The following is a 4,526-nucleotide window of genomic DNA, read 5'->3' on the forward strand; positions in this document are numbered from 1 at the left end:
GACCGCCTCTTTCTCGGCATCGGCGAAACTTGCGGTACTCACCAGCAGCAGGGCAGCAAACAGGGCCATTAGCCAGGTTTTCATGCCGCCCCTCCCTGCTTGTTCAGCTTGCTGGCATCGTGAAACAGCTCATCGCCATTACCCCAAGCCGCATCCTTGGCACCGCGATAGGCAACCCGCTCGCGGAAGATATCGGAGATAACCTGCGCATCCCCTGCCAGCAGCGCCTTGGTAGAGCAGAGCTCGGCACACATGGGCAGCTTGCCCTCGGCGATGCGGTTGGCACCGTACTTCTGGCGCTCCGCCTCGCTGTGATCCTCTTCGGGGCCACCGGCGCAGAAGGTGCACTTGTCCATCTTGCCGCGATCGCCGAAGGCGGCGGTCTTCGGGAACTGGGGCGCCCCGAATGGGCAGGCAAACAGGCAGTAGCCGCAACCGATGCAGAGATCCTTGTTGTGCAGCACTATGCCGTCGTCGGTGTGATAGAAGCAGTCGGCCGGGCAGACCGCCATGCAGGGGGCATCGGTGCAGTGCATGCAGGCGACCGAGATGGAGGTCTCCCCCGGCAGGCCGTCGTTGAGGGTCACCACCCGGCGGCGCTGGATGCCCCACTCGAGGGCATCGTCGTTCTCGTTCTTGCACGCCGTCACACAGCCGTTGCACTCGATGCAGCGCTTGGTGTCACACATGAATTTCATTCTGGCCATGGGATCAGGCTCCTACTTTGCGAAAACGGCACAGGGTGACCTTGGTCTCCTGCATCTGGGTGACCGGGTCATAACCATAGGTGGTGACTATGTTGACCGACTCCCCCAGCACATAGGGGTCAGACCCTTCCGGATATTTGGATCGCAGATCCTTGCCCTCGAAGTGGCCACCAAAGTGGAACGGCATAAAGGCAAGCCCCGGTTTGACCCGCGGGGTCACCAGTGCCTTCACCTTGACCCGACCTCCTTCTGGCCCCTCGACCCATACATCCTGACCGTCGCGCACGCCGACGTCGTTGGCATCCGCCGGGTTCATCTCGACGAACATCTCCTGCTGCAGCTCGGCGAGCCAAGGGTTGGAGCGAGTCTCGTCGCCGCCCCCCTCGTACTCCACCAGACGGCCGGAGGTGAGGATGATCGGGAACTCCTTGCTGACATCCTTCTCCTGCACCGAGGCGTACTGGGTCGGCAGGCGCCACAGGCTCTTCGAATCAGGCCAGGTGGCGTAGTCGGCCAGCAGATCCCGGCGCGGGGTGTAGAGCGGCTCGCGGTGCTTGGGCACCTGATCCGGGAAGGTCCACACCACGCAGCGCGCCTTGGCGTTACCGTAGGGCACGAAGCCATGCTTGATGGCGACCCGCTGGATACCGCCGGAGAGGTCGGTCTTCCAGTTCTTGCCCTCGGCCTCCTTCTTCTCGGCTTCGGTCAGCTCATCCCACCAGCCGAGCTGTTTCATCAGGTCGGCAGTGATCTCGGGATAGCCATCTTCCACCTCGCTCCCCTTCGGCCAGGAGTCTTCGGCGAGCAGCGAGACGCCCTGATACTCGATGCCGAAACGGGCACGGAAACCGCCGCCCCCTTCCGAGACCGGAATGCTGGTGTCGTAGAGGATATGGCTGCCGGGGTGTTTCATCTCCGGGGTGCCCCAGCAGGGCCAGGGCAGACCGTACACTTCGCCACTGACCGGGCCACCTTCGGCCTTGAGGTTGGTCTTGTGGAAGGTGTGCCAGTTCTGCTGGTGCGCCTTGAGCCGCTCCGGACTCTGGCCGGTGTAGCCCACACTCCACATGCCGCGGTTGTATTCGCGGGTGATGTCTTCCAGCAGTGGCTGGTTGTTCTCCACCTTGATGTGCTTGAACAGCTGGTCGGCAAAGCCGAGCTTCTTGCTCAGCAGATACATGATCTCGTGATCGACCTTGGATTCGAACAGGGGCTCGATCACCTTGTCGCGCCACTGCATGGAGCGGTTGGTGGCGGTGACGGAGCCATAGGTTTCGAACTGGGTGGTGGCCGGCAGCAGGTAGACACCGTCGGTACGATCGTTCATCACCGAGGCGACGGTGGGATACGGGTCGACAATCACCATCATGTCGAGCTTTTGCATCGCCTTCTTCATCTCGGGGCCGCGGGTCTGGGAGTTGACCGCATGGCCCCAGTAGAACATGGCGCGGATATTGGAGCCCTGCTCGATGAGATCGGCGTTCTCCAGCACCCCATCCACCCAGCGGGAGACCGGAATGCCGTTGTTGTTCATCGGCAGCTTGCCGTTGTAGGCCTTGTTGTCAAAGCGCGCCTTGATCCACTCGTAATCGACGTCCCACACCCGAGCCCAGTGCTTCCAGGAGCCCTCTTCCAACCCGTAGTAACCGGGCAGGGAGTCGGAGGTGACGCCAAAGTCAGTGGCGCCCTGCACGTTATCGTGGCCACGGAAGATGTTGGTGCCCGCCCCGCTTTTCCCCACGTTGCCGAGGGCCAGTTCGAGGATGCAGTAAGCGCGGGTGTTGTTGTTGCCGGTGGTGTGCTGGGTACCGCCCATGCACCAGACCACGCAGCCGGGGCGGTTGTCGGCCAGCAGTTTGGCGGCGCCATAGACCTGCTGTTCGTTGAGGCCGGTCACCCGCTCCACTTCGGCCGGGGTCCAGCGCGCCACCTCTTTTTGCACCTCGTCCATGCCGTAGACGCGGGTGCGGATGAACTCTTTATCTTCCCAACCGTTCTTGAAGATGTGCCAGAGCATGCCCCAGATAAAGGCGACGTCGGTGCCCGGACGCAATGAGAGGTACATGTCCGCCTTGGCGGCGGTACGGGTGCGACGCGGGTCGACCACCAGGATCTTGCAGCCGTTGCGCTCTTTCGCCAGCAGGATGTGCTGCATGGCGACCGGGTGGGCCTCCGCCGGGTTGGAGCCGATAAACATGATCGACTTGCTGTTGTGCATGTCGTTCAGGCTGTTGGTCATGGCGCCGTAGCCCCAGGTGTTGGCGACGCCAGCGACTGTGGTGGAGTGGCAGATCCGCGCCTGGTGATCCACGTTGTTGGTGCCCCAAAGCGACGCCATCTTGCGAAACAGGTAGGCCTGCTCGTTGGAGTGCTTGGCGGAGCCGAGCCAGTAGACGCTGTCGGGGCCGGACTCCTTGCGCAGGCGCAGCACCTCGTTGCCCACTTCTTCGATGGCCTGATCCCAGCTGATGCGCTGCCACTTGCCGCCCACCAGCTTCATCGGGTACTTGAGGCGACGCTCACCGTGGCCGTGCTCGCGCAGGGCCGCCCCTTTGGCACAGTGACCGCCCAAGTTGAAGGGGTGATCAAAGGCCGGCTCCTGACCGGTCCAGACGCCATTCTGCACCTCGGCATAAACGCCGCAGCCCACCGAGCAGTGGGAACAGATGGTGCGCTTCACCTCGACCGGCACGTCGGCCGCCACTGTTTTGGCTTCGGCCCGCTGCATCATGGCTGGCGCCAGCCAACCGGCGGCCACGGCGCCACCGGCCACCAGACCCGAGTTGACCATAAAGGCGCGGCGGGTCAGCCCCTGACCGCGAATGGCCTCATTGCCCTGCTCGCCCACTTGGGGCTGCTCGGCACGTTTTGTCAGTTTCATGAGTTCTCCTTCACTGATCCGGCTCAGTCGGTGCCGCGCAGGGTGCGATAAAAGTCGTGAACATGGGGGGTCTCCCGATAGCCCTTGTCAGGCTCGGTGTCGTGGGTCAGCACCTCTTTGCCCACCACCCGACCGGTGGCACCGGCTAGCACGCCTATGGTGGCGACCACGCCAACTCCCTTGATCAGATTGCGGCGAGACGGGTCTTTCAGCTGTTCATCGCTCATTCTTGTGACCTCTGTTGTTGTTCTTGCTGGCGCCTGCGCGCCAGCTTCGCGTCCAATGGGATATCTCGTCTGCTCGTTTTGTTATGCGCAGCTCTTGTTATGCGCAGATAGGGGCGTTCAGCCCGGCACCACGCAGGCGCCAAACGGCAGGCGCAATTCGTTTTCCAGCTTGAAGAAATCTTCGGCAAGGGCGCCGACTGCCCGGTAGAAGCTACCCCCTTTCGCCTGTTGCTGATCGCGGCAGCAGGCGAGTACCCAGGGGGCAAGGTGGCGCTCATAGAAGCGGTTGCGATCCGGGTGCTGCTCGGCAATCAACACCGCCATCACCTCACAGAGGGCGGCCAGGTGATCTTCCGGCTCGCACACTCCGCTCTGGCGCTCAAAACCGAGGGACTGCAGATCAGCGCGCAGTACCGCCAGCGGCAGCTCCATCAAAGAGCCAGTGAGATACCAGGAGGCAAACGGCACTATCTCCCCGCGCCCCAGCCCGATAAAGAGATCCTGATACTCCTCGGCAAGCTCGTTTTCGTGGTGGCTGCTGGCCGCCAGCTGCACCAACCCCAGCCCTCTGGCAAAGGGGCCCGGCATAGCCTGCAACCCTTGCAGCCAGGCGAGCTGTTAGCCACGGGGAGCGGCGCGCCAGAGGCTTGCCAGCAGGGCGTAGAGATCGGCGCTGCTCTGTTCCAGTTCGGTCATGGTCAGTTCGCCTGC

At 62.8% G+C, this 4,526-nt stretch carries 3 protein-coding genes and 1 pseudogene; all 4 read right to left on the minus strand.

Annotation, left to right across the window (positions count from 1 at the left end):
* Positions 1–80: 80 nt before the first annotated feature.
* Positions 81–707, minus strand: a complete 627-nt coding sequence (fdh3B, locus tag DBR30_RS13540; RefSeq protein ID WP_005334799.1) for a formate dehydrogenase FDH3 subunit beta — start codon at positions 705–707, stop codon at positions 81–83.
* 4 nt (positions 708–711) lie between these two features.
* Complete coding sequence (locus DBR30_RS13545; protein ID WP_108588385.1) at positions 712–3,588, minus strand: formate dehydrogenase subunit alpha; 2,877 nt, start codon at positions 3,586–3,588, stop codon at positions 712–714.
* 23 nt (positions 3,589–3,611) lie between these two features.
* Positions 3,612–3,815: a transcriptional initiation protein Tat gene (locus tag DBR30_RS13550; RefSeq protein ID WP_005303194.1), complete on the minus strand. Its 204-nt coding sequence runs from the start codon at positions 3,813–3,815 to the stop codon at positions 3,612–3,614.
* Between the two features lie 117 nt (positions 3,816–3,932).
* Positions 3,933–4,526, minus strand: a pseudogene (locus DBR30_RS13555) (TorD/DmsD family molecular chaperone); the annotation flags it as partial.

The organism is Aeromonas sp. HMWF017 (assembly GCF_003061465.1).
Taxonomy (GTDB): Bacteria; Pseudomonadota; Gammaproteobacteria; order Enterobacterales; family Aeromonadaceae; genus Aeromonas; species Aeromonas veronii.